Raw genomic sequence first — 15,818 nt, 5'->3', positions numbered from 1 at the left:
GGGCCTAGCTTACTGGTAATACAAGTCCACCAGAGCCATGGCTTCGAACGGTCCTAAAATCGGTGCCGAGCGCCAGACCAGGTCAGCACGGAACTCATTGCGCATCAAGCCCGGGGCGGTCAGATCTGCCAGCTTGAACCACTTATCAAAAGGCACCTGTATGTTGCTGTCTTGCTGGGTCAGCGCTATACCCACCGAGCTATTTTTTGCGGGAACTAGCAGTTTATCTATGATGCTCGCAGTACCCGCGACCGGCGTGAACCGAGCGCTGACGGAGTAGGGCGTATCGCAGGTCCTGACAAGGTCTAGGCTAAAATTAGCTGAACTGGCGACCTGACCAACCTTTGCCGAGCTGGCCAGGGTACGGGGGAAATTGACCACTGATGGAGAGATTGTTAACTCCGGAGAGCAAGGCACGAAGCGGATGTTGTTCATGCCAGTGACGATGTAGTTAAGGTTGCTATTGGGCTTGGGATTTAACCCGCCCCCCCCGTCCAACTGGAAAACCCGGTATTCGGTCAAGTTGCTGGCTTGCCCGTCGGTAGGGGTTTCGCCGAACTTCTCTATAAATACAGAGAAATCTAGGGTGAACTTGGCTCTGTCCCAGCCCGCGCAGTTTGCCCAACTACAACCTTCAAGCGAATTATAACCAGTGTTGACCTTAGAGGTTCCGGTAATTGTCTTGGACCCGTAGCGAATTCCAACCCGTATACCCTTGCCTACATCGGCCTCGGCGGGATTAGGATAGAAATAAATGAATTCCCTATGGCCTGTTTCAAAATCATCGGCGCAGATGACCGGAACCGAATGTTCCTCCGATTCCCAGATAATTGTGCCGTTAGGTGCATCGGCTGGGACAGCAAGCGCGGTGCCTAGGGCTTCTTTGAACTCTGCGGCCTTGGACGGATCGAGTTTGCATGACAGCGCGTAACTAGTGGCGGGGCAACTGGCGGCCATGATGAGCACTAATAACAAATGGTTCCGGATCAGGGGCATAGCTATTTTATCCTATTGAAGTATGTTCAACGCAGCACGACATGGTGACGCTTCTGCAGGCCTATATCGGTGATCTCGCTGTATGTCATGCGACTGTTCGCTGGCATAGACGAAGGCACCTCGAAGGAGAGCGATTCCCAAGGGTGCAGGAGAACGTTGTCCGCTAGCGGGCGCGCCTGACCAGGACTGACGAGCTGGAGGTCAATCAAGGAGACATGGAAACCGCTCGGGTTGTGTACTTCGATACGGCCTGGCTGTCGCGTCCGCCACTCTAGGCCTTCGGCCGCCGCGCTGGCCGAGCCTGTTAGCCCGGCGGGGCGGTAGAAAAGCTTTAGGCGCTGGCGGATTGCAAGCTGCAGGGTATTGGCCTGTTCGGTTTCATGCGGGATCTCGAGGATGTTGAGCCAGAACAGTGACTCCCTGTCTTCGGCCAGGCCTTTGCCAGAGTACAGCACCCGCAGCATCTGCTGTCCGTTGGGTGGTATTAAGGTCAACGGCTGGACAATCGCGAAGGGGACATCGCCGCCCCCTTCTGAATCACTGACCCAGCTTTGCATGAGCGTGTCGAGGCCACTGCGATTGACTACCTTGACGCTCGCCTCTTTATACGACCATTTGTAGATTAGGCGCGTCCCTTCAATCTTCAGCTGGGCCCAGGCGGTGGACATCATGCTCATTAGGATGAGTACTGCAATGGCAGGACGCGAGAGGGTATGAAGCAGACGCCACATGTCGGGAAAGGCTCCGGTGTGATTGCCTGGGAGTTTCCTGACCATCTTAGCCACCTAAACCAACGCCGGCTTTAAGACATTTCTCAAATTACAGCGGATTTAATTTTCCCGTTTTTTCACAGCGTTGTCATGGCAACATGCATCGGCAAGGCGGTCACCTAGACGTGCAGTATCCCCGTATGGTCGACAGATTCAGGAACGTTACAAGGGTCGATCGGAGTGTGGGTCAGGCCACCCGGGCTACACCACGACTAGATCATCCATGATCCATGATCGGCTCTATCGCTGATGATTCAGACCATCTGGAAATACTAGGAGGTACATTTTTAACGGCCATCACCGATGCATCTATAGTTTTGCCCTGTCATATTCAGAATCGTCTGATTAGCACTCCAGCAGCCCTCTCGTATCCTAAAGAATTAATTCACTCACCTGAAATTAAGCATGAAATATTTAGCCAATCGCTTCACCCCAAACAATTTAGCTACAACAGCCATCCTAATAGCAGTTGCTGGATGCACCACCACCTCCAGCCTCACTTACGAAGACAGCAAACGCTTACAACAGCAGCAGTTCAACAAAGAGCTTAAACGACTTCAGTCACAGTCCCCGGAATTCAACTGGGGCTTTATAGAGGCGGGAAGATGAGTCTACCCAAAGCACTCGCACTGATATTTTTGATTGGCGCACCATCAATTAGCAGTGCAACTTGTGAGTTTTACGAAGGGCACTCCATGCAAATAATTACAGTGCAAATTCCGCCAACACTCTCCATACCCAGAGATGCTGTAAATGGCACTGTGATTTTCGAGTCTCCGACGCAAACCTACAACGGAAGCGCATCCTTTAAATGCTCAACCGACTGGCTGATGGGAGTAAGGAATAACAGGGGATCGAACTCCCCAACATCCAGAACATTCCCTATCGAAAACACTGGGCTTTCGTGGCAATGGATATATTGGGACAACCCATCTCTTGGCGAGGGAGGAAAGTCTTATAAGGCTGGCGGCTACGGACATAATGGCTCAACAAACAGACTTCGCATAATAAAGACGGGAGATATCGGACCCGGCACTTCGATATCCGCAGGCATCATGGGCTACATGATGTCCGACACACTCGCGACACTAGCACTGCAAATCAACGGCAACACTTCGATAACTCTCCAGTCATGCGAAACTCCTGACGTGCGCGTAGAAATGGGAGAGTTCAACTTAAGCACATTCACAGAACTCGGGAAATTCACCAACCCGCACGCATTCAGCATAGATCTTAGAAGCTGCCCAAGCGGGATCAACAAAGTCTCTTACACTTTAACTGCAAGCGCAATGGGCCAAACCTCAAATCCAGACATTGGCATCGTTGAGCTAAATCAAAGTTCGACTGCAAAAGGGATTGGCTTGCAGATACTCGACGGCAGCCTTGAGCCCATCAAATTTGGAAAAAACTATGTATTCACCGAATACAACTCGAGCGGCGGCAGCTTTTCCATTCCTATGAATGCAAGGTATATCCGTACACTCCCGAACGGGACTTCTGGGCAATACGATCAAGGGATGAGCGCAGGCACCGCCAATAGTGAACTGACCTTTACCATGAGTTATTTATGACCAATCAAAGCTTTCCCCTATTATCACTCAAACTGCTATAAGAAGCCACGCAGAGTTCCCCTGCTATTCGGGCACGGTCATAAGCTTTCGCCAGCTCTCCCGCTCGTTCATCAGCCCGTGCGAGCAAGTCGGAAAGCACCATAGCGGCGCGGGTGGCTGCCTGGCCTCGGGCGATAGCGGCGGTATCCGTGCCGGGGCAACTGACGGTGGCGGCGAGCTTGGCGCCTTCGTGCTGCAGCCGCTGGCCAGCAGCATCGGCGCCAGCAGCACCAGCATCAGCAATGGTTCGTTGTTCCTGAGCATGGGCTCTCGCCTCCTCCTGCGCCTGGGCGCGTCGTTGTTCTTCCTTTCGGGCGCCCTGTTCGCCGATCACCTCGGCCAGACGGTCGCTGCTGTCACGTTCAGCTGATGCACGGGCGGCTTCGGCGCGTTCCACCGCCCTGCCATGCAGGTAGACGCCCCAGTGGGACGCTAGGCCCAGCACCAGTATCAGCAGTGCCAGGCGCGGGTTAGGGCCGGTCATACGCCCAGCACCTTGCGAGCCTTCTCCCACAGCGCCATACGGTCGGCAATGCCGTTGACGCCGCCATTGATCTTGCGGGTGATGCCGACGAAGTCGCCCCGATCCGCGAGCGTGTTTAGACCACGCGACTGCCAGAACCAGGCCGCCGACGCGGCCGCGTGCTGCGGCTGCTCCAGCAGCTCGGGGTGGTCGACCAGGTTGAGGCCCAGCGCCTCGCCGCAGGCCTGGTAGTTGGTCAGGCCGGTAATTTGGATCAGCCCCCGCCCCCGGTACTTCTGCCCGTCGCCATCGGCCGCCGGCGTGTTGCCCAGGCGCGCCGCCAGTGCGCCGGTGTCGTACCGGGCCAGGTAGGCATCATTGCCCAGCTCGCGCACGTAACGCAGCTGGCCGGACTCGTGGCCGATCTGCGCGAGAAACGCCGCCTGCCGCGCCGGCGTGACGATGCCGCGCGCCCCCATGGCGGTATTGAGGACGGGTGCAAAAACGCCGGCTTTGGGGCCGGCGTTCGGGAGGATCTGCTGCAGTTGTTGGATGGATAGTGCCATTGCGTACTCCAGTGTTGGCCGCGTACGGCCGTGGGGTTACAGCTGCTCAGTCCTGAGCGGCTTTTTGACTTTCTTCTTCTTGCCCGAGGCCTTGGCCTTGCCCTTCTTGCCGCCGTTGCACTCCACGGCGGTGGTCCAGCCGCTGGCGGTGAATACCTGCTCGACGCTGTCCACCAGGTACTCGCCATCCAGGCCGACCTTGAAGCCCTGGGCGTTGATCGTGCACTCGGCAAACAGGTCAGTACGTCCGGCCATTTCCAAGCGCACGCCGGCGGTGCTGCGGTTGAACGCGGCCAGGCGCGCCTTGGCAGCCTGCTCGGCGGCGGTCTTGTCGGGGTAGATATGGCGGTCGGTATGCACCGGGGGCAGGCCGCCGGGGGCCTCGTCGTTGTCCAGCTGGACCACCTGCAGGGCGCCGGTTTTCTTGTCCTGGTGCTGGGTCCGCACAGCCTTTTGCGCGCCGCGATCGCCGAGGCGGAATTGGTACCGCTCGACCTCGGTTTTGTTGATGGTTACGACCTGCAGGGCCTTGCCGTTGATGCTTTTCCCGCCCTGCCGGGGCATGACCAGCAGCTTGCCCTCGGCCACCTTGGCGGTGCTGTCGTACTGCCTGGCCAGACGCGTGACAAAGTTAAAGTCCGACTCGTTGCGCTGGTCGACGCGCTCGATCTTGGTGGTCACCGGGCACACCGGCTCCCAGCCGTTGCGCTTGGCCACCTCGCTGACGATCTGCGACAGCGACACGTTTTCCCAGCTGCCACTACGCACGGTCTTGCCACTGCCACGCATGTCGCTGGCCTTGCCGCGAATGGTCATGGTGTCCGGCGGGCCGGACAGCTGCACCTCGTCGACCATAAAGGCACCCACGCGCGTGAGTGGCTGGCCCTCATAGCCCAGCAGCACCTCCACCCGGCCTCCTCGCCCAGGAAGCGCAACAGCCTGGTCGCGGTCGTCAATGCGCAGCTCGAACTCGTCCGACTCCATGCCGGGCTTGTCCGATATCCGCAGCAGCAACAGGCGGTCATTGATCAGCGCGGTAATGTCCTTGCCATCCGCGACGATACGGTACGTCGGTTTCATGCTTGCTCCAGAAATGAAATGCCCCGCACAGGGCGGGGCTCGTTACGCGTAACGCGGGGTTATCGGTCGAACAGCTGCAGCAGCTCCACCGCCGGCGCCGACAGGTCGGGCAACTGGATCAGCAGGCCAGCGCGGTACGGTTGTACCTCCCTGGCCAGGTCCGGGTTGGCCTCCAGTACCGCCTCGACGGTGCCATTGAGGTGTCCGTAATGGCGCTGGCAGATCACATCCAACAAATCTCCGCTAGACGTTCTGCAGGTCGTTGCCATAGCTCACAAACTCCAGGGTGAACCCTTGTTTCCGGGGGATGCCGCCAGCCAGCAGGTAGCCCTGTTCTTCATCCACGTTTACCAGGCACCAGTCGCCCAGTACCTCGCCGTAGCCTGTGACCAGCTTCAGCGCCTGCAGGTTGCGGCCGATGCTGCGCAGCACGTTCAGCTGCTTAATGCCGCCCTTGTGGTGCGGAAAGATCGCGCCCTTGAGCGTTATCTTTTCCTCACCCAGGCCGACGGCTTGCTGCGCCACACTGCGGCGCAAGCGCTCTTGGCCAGCCCAACGGAACGACGCCTGCCGGCGCAGCTCGTCAAAGGGCGCGGTGTCCAGGTTGAAGTAATACGGCTGCAGCTTGGGGTCGTGCGGCTGGATGATCAGCAGATGGGGGAACGGCGCGACCGCCTCGGGCAGTGGCGTGGCCGAGCCCAGCAGCCCGCCCGAGGGCAGGATGTTGGCCAACGACGGGCTCACAAGTCCCGCCACCCGCTTGGCCTCGGCCGTGACCTTGGCCGCCATCGTCTTAAACGTGCCAAGGCGCTCCTGCACCTGGGCGGCGCCGGTGACGGCCCGACTATAGGTCGACGCCACCTGCCCCACCTGGGACTGTGCCACGTTGATGCTGCGCACGATCCGCCCCAGTTTTTCTCCGGCCTCGGGCCCGACAAACGGGATGTTCTCCAGTTCGGATGCAGCGCCCGTGATGCTACCAATGGCGCCATTGAGCGGTGACAGCATGCCATCCACCCCCTTGCGCCCAGCCTCCCCGGCTGAAACCAGCCCGGACAGGGACGATTCCAGCTGTTCCATGTAGGGCATAGACCCTCCTTAAACGTGTGGTTGGTCGTACAGCTGCGCCGACGCCATGCGCGCCTCCGCTTCGCGCTGCCAGGCTTCAAACAGACGGCGCAGCGGTGACTCAATTTCGCGCACCAGCTGCTCTGGCTCTTTCACATCCCCGAGCACGTCGACCTTGATTGACGGCGAGAACGTAAAGGCCTGGTCCACCTTCGGGGCCGGCGGCTTGAGCGGGGTCGCCTGGGCCGACTTAGCCGGCTCGGGCAGCTTTGGCTCAGGCGCTTTTGCCTGGACCGTCATGTCGCGCACCACACCACCCAGTGCATCCGGCCGGGGTGCGGGCTGGGTGGCTGCTTGGTTGGGCGCGACCTGGGCGGCCTTGGACGCAGGGGTGGCCAGCACCAGAGGCGGCACCGACGCCGGCGTGCCAGCACCGGGCACGACCGGAGCAACAGTCTTGCTCCCCTGCGGCTCCAGCGTTACGCGTAACGCTTCACCAGGTGCTGCCGGCGACGACGGTTTGTCTTTCGCCTCGGTCGTATCCTCGCCAAACCAGCGTTTACCCAGCCAGCTACCGACAGACTCGCCCCCGAGGCCGCCCAGGGCCGCCCCAATAGCGCCGCCAACAGCGGTGCCAATGACCGGCACAATCGAGCCAATCGCCGCACCTGCTGCCGCACCCGCCATGGCCCCGGCCATGCCGCCCGCCACGCCGCCGTAACCCTCGGCCTTCTCGTCTTGGGTTTCGGCATTCAGCGCCACATCGAGCACGCCGGGCACCGCATCGATCAGCTTGCCACCTGGCAGCTTGCCGGCGGCCTTGGTGATGCCGCGCACACTGCGCACCATACGGCCCAGGTTGTTCGCCTCGGCAGCACCAGCGAGCGCCGCAACGCCCGCCACCGGCACATGCGCCTTGACCGCCGGCGCGACAGGCGCGCGCCGCGCATCGGCCTGCGCACCAGCTCGACGCCGACGCCGACGGCGCGCACGACGGCTACCGGCTTCGGCCGGCCCTGAATTAGCCACGCTACCGCCTACCCGGCCGATAGCGTCGGCATTGACCACAAACACGCGTTGCGGCTCGCTGTCGGCGCCTGGGGCCGGGTCATTGCTGGCCGTGGCTCCAAACACCTTGCCCAACACGCCCAAACCAGTATCGAGCACCTTGTTGCCGGTCTTTGGCCGGCGCGTCGGCGCCTCGTCTTCCTTGCCGCCACGCCCCATCAAGGCACCGCGCGCAAAGTTAAATGTGCCCTTGCCAATCCGGTACGCGCTGGCAGCAGCACCTAACGCCAGAAGGGCCGCCACGGTGCCGGCGATGCCCGTCACGACCGCCGGGAAGGCGTCCGACAGGGAGGTGATGCCATGGGCGACCGCTTTCAGCCCTTTGGCCGCCATGTCAGTGGCTGGGCGGATGGCATCGCCAATGCTACGCATGGCATCGTCAGCCGCCTGCACCGTCTCTGCCCATTGCTGGGCCGAGGCTTCGCGCCGCTCGGCCAGGTTCTTGTCGAGGATGCCGCCGACCTTCTTCGCGTTGGCAGAGTTGGCCTTCAGCTCCTCATACAATCCCCGGTTTTGCCCGTAGGCGGTCAGCGCCGCCTTGACCTGCATGTCAGCGAAAATGTCACCCGTGCGCAGGGTCTTTTCCAGAGCATCCAGCGCCGCCCTAGCCTTCTCCGGGTCGACCTCCTTGTCGATCTGCGCCTTGGCCGCCTCGATCTTCTTGGCCTTGTCCGGGTCGGTCGCCTCGACGTACCTCATCGCAAGGGCCATGGACGCCTCAATGACGTTCATTCTCTTCTGCAGGCCGGTATTCAGCGAAGCCTGATAATCAATGCCGGCGTCCTTGTAGGCCTTGACCACGTCGCCAGCGCCGATCTTCTCCATCCAGTTCTTGAGGTTGTTTGCGGCCTCGTCAGAACTGCCGGCGGTCTTCATTTGCACCTGCAGCATCGAGCCCAGCGAAGTCACCGCGTCCAGCCCGGTGATGCCGCTTTTCTCCATGCCGGCCAGCAGCTGCGGGAACCACCGGGCCATGTCGCTGGCCTCGAAGCTACCCGCCTGGCCCTGGTAGGCGATGGCCTCCAGCGCCTGTTGCATGACCTTCGGGTCGCTGATTTTGGCGTTTTGCTCAAGCGCCTGGATCATTGACGCCGTGTCGACGCCCGAGGCGCCTTGACCAACGGCGAACTTGGCCGCCACCGGTGCATAGGCCAGCGCCTTATCCAGCTCCATGCCGGCGCCAACCAGCTGGTTGACCAGGGCGGCCACGTCGTTGCGCGCCATACCGGTGTCAGCGGCCGTGCCGATCACCGTCCGGTTCAGCTGCTGCTCCTGGGGCTTGTTGACGATATCAGCCTTGATCGCAATGTCGCGGATGATCGCCTGGTAATTCGCGCTGACCATCGTCGGCACAGCGACAGCGGCCGTGGCCGCCACCGTCTTGCCCACGTTCGACTTGAGCGAATTCTTGCCCGCTTGAACCTGCTGGTGGCCTTTGATCTGCAGATCGGCGGCGCGCGCCTCGCGGCCCAGCCGCTGATATTCGCGGCCCAGCCGGCCGACCTCGATACCCTGCTTGCGCAAGGCGTCGAGATTGTCGTTCAGCTTGCGCTGCAGCTTATCGGCGCCGGCGGCGCCGCTGTCGTGCGCGCGCTTCCATTCCTCGCGCAGCTTGATGGTTTCGCCAATGGTGCTTTTCAGCACCCTGGCCTTGTTGCCCTTGGCTTCCAGCTTCTGGATGCCACTTTCGACCGTCTTAAAGGCGGTGCCGACCGTTGAAGCGACGGCCCCCCCGATGACCAGCATCAAAGGCTTTAACGCCATTGCCTATCCCCTCGCTGGCTTAGTCCGAGAGCCACCACACCACGTCCGAATAGGGCATGGTCATGATTTCCTCGGCCGAGAAATGCAGCTGGGCCGCCAGTCGCTTGGCGGCCGCCTTCATGCTCACGGGATTACAGTTCGTCCTCTCGCACCAGAAAGGTGTAACCCGTCGAGACGCGGTTGTAATCCTTGAGGGTCAGGCCTTCCAGGTCCTTGACGCTGACCGTGGCCAGGGAGGCAAACAGGTTCAGCTCGCGCTGTTCGTCGTCCTCGCCGCCGGTCTGGGTGGAGACACGAATATCACGCACCGTCGGCGCGCGCAGGGTGATGGTGTCCACCTTGATGCCGTTCATTTCGCTCGGCTTGGCCAAGGTGATGGTGACGTTTTCGGGGGTCAGCTTGAGGTACTTCGGTGCTGGCTTGCTCATGACGCGGTGTCCTTGAATCAGAAAGGGTGACGGAAAGGTTGCAGGGGGTTACAGGCCAAGGTCGCGGCGCTGGCTGGCCAGCTGGTCGACCCCGTTGATGACACGCTTCATGGCCATCGGCTCGATCTCATAGATGACCTCGCCGCCGACCTCCAACTTGTAATAGGTCAGGGCCACGGCATGCTTAAGCTCGGCCTTGTCGCCGGGCTTCCAATCGCCCATGTCCAGCTCTTTCAGGGTGCCGCGCTGGGTGACGATGACCGCTTTGGTTTCGCCCTTCTGGCCCTTGAACGAACCCCGGAACGTCCCGTTGAAGGCGTTACCATCGGCCAGGCCGAAGAACTTCAACGACTCTTTGCGCACACCGGTGGTGGTGAAGCTGGATTCCAGCTTTTCCATGCCCAGGTCCATCTCAATCGGCATATCCATGCCGCCTGGGCGGTATTCCTCCATCTTGAGTGCCAGCTTCGGCAGGGTCAGCGAAGGCACATCGCCCTGGAAGCTGACGCCGTCCACAAACAGGTTCATGTTGGCCAGAATTTGGGGAATCATTGCCATTTGGTGCGCTCCTTACGCGACTTGATCGAGGACTTCAGTCAGCCATTGATTGGTGACTTCGATACGGAAGTTAGGGTTCTCGGCCGGCGGAACGTCGGTAAACCGAATGTTCCAGTACACCTTGCCCTGCTCCAGCTGGCTGGCCGTGTTCAGGTCCGGGTCGGCGTAGACCTCGAAGTTGATGATTGCGCCCTGGGCTTTCAGATCGCGCATGAACGCTTGCAGGCCCTCGGTCACGTCGCGGATATAGGTCGAGGTGATACCCCGGTCCACAGCCCACTTATGGCCGTACAGAATCGCGTCCATGACCATGTCCATGGTCCGCACGCGGGTGACGAACGCCCATTTCGGATCGCTCGACAGCGTGCGGTTACCCCACAGGCGGAAACCGTCGTCACGAATGATCGTCGCGATATTGGCGTTGTTCAGCAGGTTGGCCCGGCACGTCTCGTCGCCATCCAGGTACTCGATGGCACGGGTGGTGCCGGTGATGCCGACGAACTCTTTGTTCGAAGGCGAGGACCAGAAACCATACTCGCTGTCGGTCCAGGCAAACACGCCTGCAGCCCAGGCCGAGGCCGGCGCGTCGACCGTCGCGTTGGCGGTGGTGTCCCACATCTGCACGCCCGGATCGACCATGTAAATGCGCTTGGAGCCGAACGACTTGGCGTAGGCGGTGGCCGCCTCGTCAGTGGTGTTGGGGCCGTCGACAATCGCCACGGCGCGCAGCTTTTCCGCAATCGACTGCATCGCGGTGGCGACAGCCTGGGTCGCGCTGTGCTTGGGCGCGACGATCAGGCGCGGCTGGGCATTGAAACGGCTCTTGCCGTCCAGCAGCGCCTGCAGGCCGGTACGCTTGCCGTTGGCCTGCACACCGCCAATGATCGCGGAAGTCTGCGCGGCCGCGTCGGCCCCCTGAGCCACGCCCGTGGCGACGATAACCGCCTTGGAGCGCGCATAGATCGCCCGGCAGGCCTTGGTGATGGCCGCATCGGCGCCGAACGCGGCAACGGCCTCGCGCTCGTTGGTAATCAGCAACAGGTCACCGACTTTGGCCGAGACGTTCGCGCCCTCGGTGAAGGTGTCGACCAGACCAATGATCGAGGAAGACGGCAGCGCGACGTTGCGCGCGCCGGTGTCAACGTTCGTTACCGTAACGCCGTGAAAAAATCCAGCCATGGAAAGCTCCAAAAGAAAGGGCTGCACGTGGCGGCCCTGCAGAAACGAAAACGCCCCGAAACCGGGGCGCTCAAGGTGGACGCAGCAAAATCAGGCGGTGGTAATGCCGGCGATACTGTCGCGGATCGCTGCGATAGCCGCGTTAGCCAGGCGCTCCGCCTCGGCATGGCTGGTCGCCTTGAGCACCTGAGCCTTGCCCTTCAAGCGTGCGGCGCGGATTTCACACAGTGCGCCACGCCAGGCCGCCGTTTCGGCCAGAATCCCCTCGGCGGCCTCCTGCGCCCCTACGCCTTGCGCGTCGACAACAGCCTGAACGGTAGGCGGGATCGCCCCCTGGAAGTCGGCAGCCTTGAAGGCGGCGGCCTCCTTCTCGGCCATTTCATACTCAACCACACGAAGCGAGCCGCCGATGATGTTGGCGCGCGCCTGGTCGGCGGACTGGTCGACTTGCATCGCTGCCGCTTTAAGGGCGGCCTCCAGTGGCAAGTCTTCGTAGACATAACCCTGCAGGATGATGCCGCCGCCCATGTCGACGGAAAGATTCAGTTTTTGCATAGCGAGTCCTTACAAAGAAGTCAGGTTGGTCATGATGTTTGGATAGTCCTTCGCCAGCGCACCGGCCGGCACTCCATAGGCGTAGCGACCCGCAAAGCCCGAGGGGAAGCTGGAAGAAACCACCTGCAGTATCAGCGCGTTGTTATGCTGCATGGCCAACCAGCCCCCGAAGTCAGCCGGCATCTGCATATCGCATGCGGCGTACTTGACCGCGTAAACCGCCGCAATCTGAGAGCTGAAGGACCTGAACATGATGTTGGCGGTTCCGGTTGGAACCGGGTTGAGCCCTGCCGGAGTGGGCATTACTTGCGTCACATCCAAGAAAGCGACAGTGGATGAACTCGCCATAGCGAAACCAGACATGAAGTACTGCCCATCAGTACCCATCTGATAAGTCACAGTGAACTTGCGCTTCAGGCCAGACACATCGCTGGATATCAGCAAGTTGCGCACTGTAACTACAGTGCTCTTGGCATGGACGTAGTCAGCCTGCAGGCGGACGTTACAGGTGCCGCCGGCAGGAGTACTACTCTGTGCTTTTTCAATGGTCGCAAACGGCGCCGCCGCAGTGCCCACGTTGTCGTCATTCCCGGTTACCTGGTTGACGTACCAGGTACGCTCCATGTTGGGCACAGCAGCAACCGCAGCGGCAACCGATTTATCGATCGCAGCATTCTTGCCAGCGTAGATATCGATCAATGCCTTGGCAGTCGACGTCAGACCGGAAATTTCAGTTTCGAGACTCATAGCCTTGTCACACTCCGTATAGGTGTTTTGTCAGTTGTGTTTGGGTCGAAATGATTGAGTCAGCAGCGGCAATACCCATGCCCAACAGCCCCTCATGGTTTACCGTTTGCGTTTGTTCGGCCTGCTCGATACGCCCCTGCAGGTGACTCAATTGCGCAAGCGCGATGCGCTGCTGTTGCATCAGCTGGTCAATCTGGTCTTGCTGCAGCTGGTTGCGCAGTTGCTCCCCCATCAATGCGGATGCCAGCGCGGCCAAAGGCTCAGCCAGGGAAAGATTCAGCCCTGCCGGCGAGGTGTTGATGGTCACGCTATCCGCCGGCAATGCGGCCAGCGAAATGTCGTAAGCCAGCAGCAACTGGTCGCCGGCCGGCTTGTAGGTAAGCGCCTCGGTAGGGTGCGACCACACGGCCAGCAAGGTGCCGTCACTCAGCAGAAACCCAAGCTCGCGCACCCAGAAGGCACCCGGCCCGTCCACAACGGCTGAAAGGTGCAGCAGTGTGCTGGTCAGCTTCTGCCCGCCGGCAATGGGGTATTTGGCCACCTGGTTGCGCAGGGTCTTTTGCTCGTTGCTGGGCGTGTAGTTGCCAGTGCCGACCACGACGTGAGTGATTTCAGCCGCGAACCCTGAGTTGGTCGTGTTGAAGATCGCCGCCAAGCCGGCCTTGGTGATGACAGGTTGTAACGGTGAACTCATAAAACAGCCTCCATCGTGCCGCGCACGACGACGTAACCCTGTGCCGCGCTGGCAGCAACAAGGCCCGATTCAGCGTTGATTGGGATGCCCAGCGCTTCGGCTCTACCCCGAAGAACACCGAGCACGTTGGCGGCGTTGGCGAGTTGTAGCGTCTGCGCCGTCGGATCGATTGGCACCGGCGCCGGCTCCATCGTCCGGCGCTGCAATGTACGCCCCTGGACGGCGTTACCCAGCACCAGACCGCCGTCGAAGCGCGCACCCAGCCGAAACTCGTAATGGCTGCGCTCGTTCTTCGCCGCGTCGACCAGGGCACGCAGGCGCGCGCCCAGTTCGGGCGAGATAATCGAACCCTCGCCCGCCCGGTTGTCATTGGCCCAAGCCGTGACCTGGAACGTGTACGGCGCGGCGTTCGGGATCTGGTGCCATTCCTTGAACTCCGCATTGACCCGAACCGCCTTGAGCACCCGCCGGATTGCGCCGACGGTGCCCTTGGTCTTGTGAACCGGGATCGCCTCACGGATCAGCGCGCGGCGCTGCTCGTCGGTGTAGGCCGCTTCCCAGCCTTCAACCTTGAGCGCCCAGCCCAACCAGGGCAGGAAGTTCGGCGGGCAGCGCGCCGAGTCGGCCACACCCCGGATAATGTCCGGGTCCACGCCGAACTCGCCGGCGCGCTCCAGGGCGCGTTCCAGCAGCGTGGCGTTGTGCGGTAACAGGCTCATGTGACCACCTTGGTGGTCAGGGCAATGGACGTGGCGCGCGGGTAATGCCGCTTGTCACACACCACTCCCGCCACCGGCTTGATCAGGTCGACACGACTGATGCCCGTTACGTGTAACGACGCGTAGACGGCCGAGACGGGCAACTGCCCCTCCAGCCGACGCGCGGCGGCAATGGCCTTGTCCAGGCTGGCCCCGGCCGCCGCAAGGACAACGTCAGGGTCTGGCCCGGCCTCCACCCACAGCACCGCCTCAACCTGAAAGTCAGTCGGGATACCGCCCTGTACGCGCGGCCGATCCGTCACCGGCCGAACGTCATCGGCCGACAGCGCCTTGAGGACAGTGGTCACCAACTGCGCCTCGGGCACGGTGCTTTCAGGCCGTGCCAACACGGCCAGCGAAACATCGCCAGGCAGCGGGTTGGCCAGGCCAGCATCGTGGTCGCAGACCACGACAATGGCCCCGGCCGGCAACTGCGCTTGAACCGCGGCTGGCACCGGCACCCCGGAAAACCGGGGCGAATCGACCGAAACGTGCACCAGCTCGGCCGACGAACTCAGCGCGAGATACTCATACGCCCCGCTACTGCCGGCGACGGACAGCGCCTCCAGCGACAGCCGCGTGCGGTAGCGCAGCGCCTCGTCGCTTTCCATCACCGCCTCCAGGGGCGGTACCGCGTCGGGGTCAGCCGCGCGAATGGTCAGGCGTTGCACGCCGTAGTCAGCCGCGCGGTTGTCGAGGTCGGCGCCCTTGGCATAGGCCAGCAAGCTGGCCTTGGCCGCCGCGTTGACACGGGCACGCACCATAAGCTCACGGTAGGCCATGACCTCCATCAGCTTGACCACCGGGTCCGACTCAAGAAGCGCGGTCCACTGGTCGCCCATATGGGCGCGAAAGATGCCAAGCACCTCCTGATACAGCGTCTCGAACTCCAGGGTTTCCACCACGTCGGGCGGCGGCAGTAAAGACAGGTCAATCATGCGCTCACCTCCACAACGGCCGAGCTACCCAGGTACTGGCCCGTCAGCAACAGGCCAATCTGGCCATCGAGCACCGAAACGACCTTGACCCGCTCCAGCTGCAGGCGCGGCTCCCAGCGTCCCAGGGCGCGGGCGACCTCGGCTTGCACGGCGCTTTTCCAGCCCTCGTTAACCGATAGGTCGACAAAGCGGCGCAGGTTGCAGCCGTATTCAGGCCGCATCCGACGGCTACCCAGGGGCGTGGTCAGGATGTCCTCAATCGACTGTTTCAGATGATCAAGGCCGGTGGATTTCTGGCCGGTCCTGCGATCCAGGCCGATCATGCTCAGCCGTCCAGCTGCTGCAGGTCGGCATGGCCACCCAGGAACGCCAGCGCCTCGGCGTCGTCGGCCTGGACGGTCACGCGGCCGGCCTGCACCTTGAACTCGCGCAGGTCGTCACCGGCCTGCAGGAACAGCGAGCGCGAGGTGAAAGCGCGGTCGATGAAAGTCACGCCGACGACCGTTTCAGTGTCGGCGGTTTTCTTAACTGCCATAAGTGATGCTCCAGAAAAGACAAAGCCCGCAAAGCGGGCTG

The 15,818-nt window shown here is 61.4% G+C and carries 20 protein-coding genes; 2 read left to right on the top strand and 18 right to left on the bottom strand.

What is annotated here, in order from left to right:
• Nucleotides 1–9 precede the first annotated feature (9 nt).
• On the bottom strand, nucleotides 10–996 hold the full coding sequence (locus JKP78_RS23665) for a fimbrial protein (protein ID WP_200627847.1): 987 nt from the start codon (nucleotides 994–996) through the stop codon (nucleotides 10–12).
• Nucleotides 997–1,022: 26 nt separating this feature from the next.
• On the bottom strand, nucleotides 1,023–1,664 hold the full coding sequence (locus tag JKP78_RS23660) for a fimbrial biogenesis chaperone (protein ID WP_234454697.1): 642 nt from the start codon (nucleotides 1,662–1,664) through the stop codon (nucleotides 1,023–1,025).
• 507 nt (nucleotides 1,665–2,171) lie between these two features.
• On the opposite strand from JKP78_RS23660, the gene JKP78_RS23655 reads away from it, so the two are divergent.
• Nucleotides 2,172–2,375, top strand: a complete 204-nt coding sequence (locus JKP78_RS23655) for a hypothetical protein (protein WP_200627845.1) — start codon at nucleotides 2,172–2,174, stop codon at nucleotides 2,373–2,375.
• On the top strand, nucleotides 2,372–3,337 hold the full coding sequence (locus JKP78_RS23650) for a fimbrial protein (protein WP_200627844.1): 966 nt from the start codon (nucleotides 2,372–2,374) through the stop codon (nucleotides 3,335–3,337). The genes JKP78_RS23655 and JKP78_RS23650 overlap by 4 nt, the downstream gene beginning before the upstream one ends.
• Before the next feature lie 4 nt (nucleotides 3,338–3,341).
• Here JKP78_RS23650 and JKP78_RS23645 read toward each other — a convergent pair whose 3' ends face one another.
• From JKP78_RS23645 to JKP78_RS23570, 16 genes are all read right to left on the bottom strand, one after another.
• Complete coding sequence (locus JKP78_RS23645) at nucleotides 3,342–3,860, bottom strand: DUF2514 domain-containing protein (protein WP_200627842.1); 519 nt, start codon at nucleotides 3,858–3,860, stop codon at nucleotides 3,342–3,344.
• Entirely contained in the window at nucleotides 3,857–4,405 is a 549-nt protein-coding gene (locus tag JKP78_RS23640) for a glycoside hydrolase family 19 protein (RefSeq protein ID WP_200627841.1), read from the bottom strand. Before JKP78_RS23640 ends, JKP78_RS23645 begins: the two co-directional genes overlap by 4 nt.
• Nucleotides 4,406–4,441: 36 nt before the next feature.
• Nucleotides 4,442–5,485 (bottom strand): phage late control D family protein, encoded by a 1,044-nt coding sequence (locus JKP78_RS23635; protein ID WP_200627840.1) that lies wholly within the window; start codon nucleotides 5,483–5,485, stop codon nucleotides 4,442–4,444.
• Between the two features lie 59 nt (nucleotides 5,486–5,544).
• Nucleotides 5,545–5,754 carry a tail protein X gene (locus JKP78_RS23630; RefSeq protein WP_200627839.1) on the bottom strand — a complete coding sequence of 70 codons (210 nt, stop codon included), beginning with the start codon at nucleotides 5,752–5,754 and terminating at the stop codon, nucleotides 5,545–5,547.
• Nucleotides 5,729–6,574, bottom strand: a complete 846-nt coding sequence (locus tag JKP78_RS23625; protein WP_200627838.1) for a phage tail protein — start codon at nucleotides 6,572–6,574, stop codon at nucleotides 5,729–5,731. The genes JKP78_RS23630 and JKP78_RS23625 overlap by 26 nt, the downstream gene beginning before the upstream one ends.
• Before the next feature lie 9 nt (nucleotides 6,575–6,583).
• Entirely contained in the window at nucleotides 6,584–9,385 is a 2,802-nt protein-coding gene (locus tag JKP78_RS23620; protein ID WP_200627837.1) for a phage tail tape measure protein, read from the bottom strand.
• A gap of 131 nt (nucleotides 9,386–9,516) precedes the next feature.
• Nucleotides 9,517–9,813 (bottom strand): phage tail assembly protein, encoded by a 297-nt coding sequence (locus JKP78_RS23615; RefSeq protein ID WP_200627836.1) that lies wholly within the window; start codon nucleotides 9,811–9,813, stop codon nucleotides 9,517–9,519.
• Nucleotides 9,814–9,861: 48 nt separating this feature from the next.
• On the bottom strand, nucleotides 9,862–10,371 hold the full coding sequence (locus JKP78_RS23610) for a phage major tail tube protein (RefSeq protein ID WP_200627835.1): 510 nt from the start codon (nucleotides 10,369–10,371) through the stop codon (nucleotides 9,862–9,864).
• Between the two features lie 12 nt (nucleotides 10,372–10,383).
• Nucleotides 10,384–11,550 carry a phage tail sheath subtilisin-like domain-containing protein gene (locus JKP78_RS23605; RefSeq protein WP_200627833.1) on the bottom strand — a complete coding sequence of 389 codons (1,167 nt, stop codon included), beginning with the start codon at nucleotides 11,548–11,550 and terminating at the stop codon, nucleotides 10,384–10,386.
• Between the two features lie 90 nt (nucleotides 11,551–11,640).
• Nucleotides 11,641–12,105: a hypothetical protein gene (locus JKP78_RS23600; protein ID WP_200627831.1), complete on the bottom strand. Its 465-nt coding sequence runs from the start codon at nucleotides 12,103–12,105 to the stop codon at nucleotides 11,641–11,643.
• A gap of 9 nt (nucleotides 12,106–12,114) precedes the next feature.
• Entirely contained in the window at nucleotides 12,115–12,852 is a 738-nt protein-coding gene (locus JKP78_RS23595; RefSeq protein WP_200627829.1) for a hypothetical protein, read from the bottom strand.
• Between the two features lie 7 nt (nucleotides 12,853–12,859).
• Nucleotides 12,860–13,546 (bottom strand): phage tail-collar fiber domain-containing protein, encoded by a 687-nt coding sequence (locus tag JKP78_RS23590; protein ID WP_200627827.1) that lies wholly within the window; start codon nucleotides 13,544–13,546, stop codon nucleotides 12,860–12,862.
• The gene (locus tag JKP78_RS23585; RefSeq protein ID WP_200627824.1) at nucleotides 13,543–14,265 is read right to left on the bottom strand and encodes a phage tail protein I; all 723 of its coding nucleotides are present in this window, start codon (nucleotides 14,263–14,265) and stop codon (nucleotides 13,543–13,545) included. The genes JKP78_RS23590 and JKP78_RS23585 overlap by 4 nt, the downstream gene beginning before the upstream one ends.
• On the bottom strand, nucleotides 14,262–15,242 hold the full coding sequence (locus JKP78_RS23580) for a baseplate assembly protein (RefSeq protein WP_200627822.1): 981 nt from the start codon (nucleotides 15,240–15,242) through the stop codon (nucleotides 14,262–14,264). Before JKP78_RS23580 ends, JKP78_RS23585 begins: the two co-directional genes overlap by 4 nt.
• Complete coding sequence (locus JKP78_RS23575; protein ID WP_200627820.1) at nucleotides 15,239–15,565, bottom strand: GPW/gp25 family protein; 327 nt, start codon at nucleotides 15,563–15,565, stop codon at nucleotides 15,239–15,241. Before JKP78_RS23575 ends, JKP78_RS23580 begins: the two co-directional genes overlap by 4 nt.
• 2 nt (nucleotides 15,566–15,567) lie before the next feature.
• On the bottom strand, nucleotides 15,568–15,777 hold the full coding sequence (locus JKP78_RS23570) for a hypothetical protein (protein WP_200627818.1): 210 nt from the start codon (nucleotides 15,775–15,777) through the stop codon (nucleotides 15,568–15,570).
• Between the last annotated feature and the right edge of the window lie 41 nt (nucleotides 15,778–15,818).

Source organism: Pseudomonas sp. LAM2023, from assembly GCF_016620375.1.
GTDB classification, from domain to species: Bacteria; Pseudomonadota; Gammaproteobacteria; order Pseudomonadales; family Pseudomonadaceae; genus Aquipseudomonas; species Aquipseudomonas anuradhapurensis.
This window is presented reverse-complemented; position numbering and strand designations above follow the sequence as displayed.

What these genes read in the sequence shown, in the direction of transcription:
- JKP78_RS23665 (WP_200627847.1), bottom strand. Translation starts at nt 996, where the DNA reads ATGCCCCTGATCCGGAACCATTTGTTATTAGTGCTCATCATGGCCGCC.
- JKP78_RS23660 (WP_234454697.1), bottom strand. Translation starts at nt 1,664, where the DNA reads ATGTCCACCGCCTGGGCCCAGCTGAAGATTGAAGGGACGCGCCTAATC.
- JKP78_RS23655 (WP_200627845.1), top strand. Translation starts at nt 2,172, where the DNA reads ATGAAATATTTAGCCAATCGCTTCACCCCAAACAATTTAGCTACAACA.
- JKP78_RS23650 (WP_200627844.1), top strand. Translation starts at nt 2,372, where the DNA reads ATGAGTCTACCCAAAGCACTCGCACTGATATTTTTGATTGGCGCACCA.
- JKP78_RS23645 (WP_200627842.1), bottom strand. Translation starts at nt 3,860, where the DNA reads ATGACCGGCCCTAACCCGCGCCTGGCACTGCTGATACTGGTGCTGGGC.
- JKP78_RS23640 (WP_200627841.1), bottom strand. Translation starts at nt 4,405, where the DNA reads ATGGCACTATCCATCCAACAACTGCAGCAGATCCTCCCGAACGCCGGC.
- JKP78_RS23635 (WP_200627840.1), bottom strand. Translation starts at nt 5,485, where the DNA reads ATGAAACCGACGTACCGTATCGTCGCGGATGGCAAGGACATTACCGCG.
- JKP78_RS23630 (WP_200627839.1), bottom strand. Translation starts at nt 5,754, where the DNA reads ATGGCAACGACCTGCAGAACGTCTAGCGGAGATTTGTTGGATGTGATC.
- JKP78_RS23625 (WP_200627838.1), bottom strand. Translation starts at nt 6,574, where the DNA reads ATGCCCTACATGGAACAGCTGGAATCGTCCCTGTCCGGGCTGGTTTCA.
- JKP78_RS23620 (WP_200627837.1), bottom strand. Translation starts at nt 9,385, where the DNA reads ATGGCGTTAAAGCCTTTGATGCTGGTCATCGGGGGGGCCGTCGCTTCA.
- JKP78_RS23615 (WP_200627836.1), bottom strand. Translation starts at nt 9,813, where the DNA reads ATGAGCAAGCCAGCACCGAAGTACCTCAAGCTGACCCCCGAAAACGTC.
- JKP78_RS23610 (WP_200627835.1), bottom strand. Translation starts at nt 10,371, where the DNA reads ATGGCAATGATTCCCCAAATTCTGGCCAACATGAACCTGTTTGTGGAC.
- JKP78_RS23605 (WP_200627833.1), bottom strand. Translation starts at nt 11,550, where the DNA reads ATGGCTGGATTTTTTCACGGCGTTACGGTAACGAACGTTGACACCGGC.
- JKP78_RS23600 (WP_200627831.1), bottom strand. Translation starts at nt 12,105, where the DNA reads ATGCAAAAACTGAATCTTTCCGTCGACATGGGCGGCGGCATCATCCTG.
- JKP78_RS23595 (WP_200627829.1), bottom strand. Translation starts at nt 12,852, where the DNA reads ATGAGTCTCGAAACTGAAATTTCCGGTCTGACGTCGACTGCCAAGGCA.
- JKP78_RS23590 (WP_200627827.1), bottom strand. Translation starts at nt 13,546, where the DNA reads ATGAGTTCACCGTTACAACCTGTCATCACCAAGGCCGGCTTGGCGGCG.
- JKP78_RS23585 (WP_200627824.1), bottom strand. Translation starts at nt 14,265, where the DNA reads ATGAGCCTGTTACCGCACAACGCCACGCTGCTGGAACGCGCCCTGGAG.
- JKP78_RS23580 (WP_200627822.1), bottom strand. Translation starts at nt 15,242, where the DNA reads ATGATTGACCTGTCTTTACTGCCGCCGCCCGACGTGGTGGAAACCCTG.
- JKP78_RS23575 (WP_200627820.1), bottom strand. Translation starts at nt 15,565, where the DNA reads ATGATCGGCCTGGATCGCAGGACCGGCCAGAAATCCACCGGCCTTGAT.
- JKP78_RS23570 (WP_200627818.1), bottom strand. Translation starts at nt 15,777, where the DNA reads ATGGCAGTTAAGAAAACCGCCGACACTGAAACGGTCGTCGGCGTGACT.